Source organism: Streptomyces sp. DH12, from assembly GCF_020873895.1.
GTDB lineage: Bacteria > Actinomycetota > Actinomycetes > Streptomycetales > Streptomycetaceae > Streptomyces.
The window spans coordinates 1-796 of record NZ_JAHWGT010000213.1; the positions used below are offsets into that span (position 1 = coordinate 1).

Below are 796 nucleotides of genomic sequence, written 5' to 3' on the forward strand. Positions count from 1 at the left end.
GGGTGCGGCCGGTGACCTTCTTGATGAGCAGGCCGATGACGAAGTAGTTCGTGTTGCAGTAGGCGAACTTCGTGCCCGGCTCGAACTCCAGCGGCTTGGCGGCCGCGATGGCGATCAGGTCCTCCGGCTCGTAGTGCTTGTAGCGGTCGCGCAGGAAGCGGTCGCCCGGCTTCTGGAACGAGTCCGCGTAGTTGTACAGGCCGCTGGTGTGCTGGAGCAGGTTCCGGACGGTGATCCTGTCGCCGTAGGGGAGCAGGCCCGGCAGGTAGCTCTCCACCGTGCGGTCCAGCTCGATCTTCCCCTCCGCGACGAGCTGGAGGACGACCACCGCGACGAACGGCTTGGTGATGCAGGAGATGCGGAAGCGGCCGTCGGCGGGAACCGGGCGGCCGGAGCCCAGCTCGGCGACGCCGGAGGTCACCACGAAGGAGTCGCCGTCCCGGGCCACCCGGAACTGCACGCCCGCGGCGCCGGCTTCGACGAGGCGGTCAGCGGCTTGCTGCACGGCCTGCTGAAGGGCCGAGACCTCAGGCCGGTCGATCGTCGTCTGCGTCATGTCGGGGAGCTCCCATCGTCCCGGTTTCTACCTTCCGCGGCCACGCTGACGCCCTCCGATCGAGCCGCACCCGCGTGCCGCTGGAGCCGGGCCCTCCGCGCCGCCGCGGTTCTGCGGAGGGCCGGCTCGAGATGCCGTGCGGCCGGGCTCGAGCAGGTCTCGACGGGGTTTCGAGCGTGCGTGCGGAGCGTGAGGAGCGTCCGCCGGTCCCGACGGAGGGGACGGCCGGTTCCGAGGAGG

The 796-nt window shown here is 70.7% G+C and carries 1 protein-coding gene; it reads right to left on the reverse strand.

Features of this window, described 5'->3' with window-relative positions; all coding sequences use genetic code 11:
- Positions 1-556: serine hydrolase (locus tag LPA54_RS33595; RefSeq protein WP_228984495.1), on the reverse strand; the 556-nt coding region annotated here is incomplete at its 3' end.
- Between the last annotated feature and the right edge of the window lie 240 nt (positions 557-796).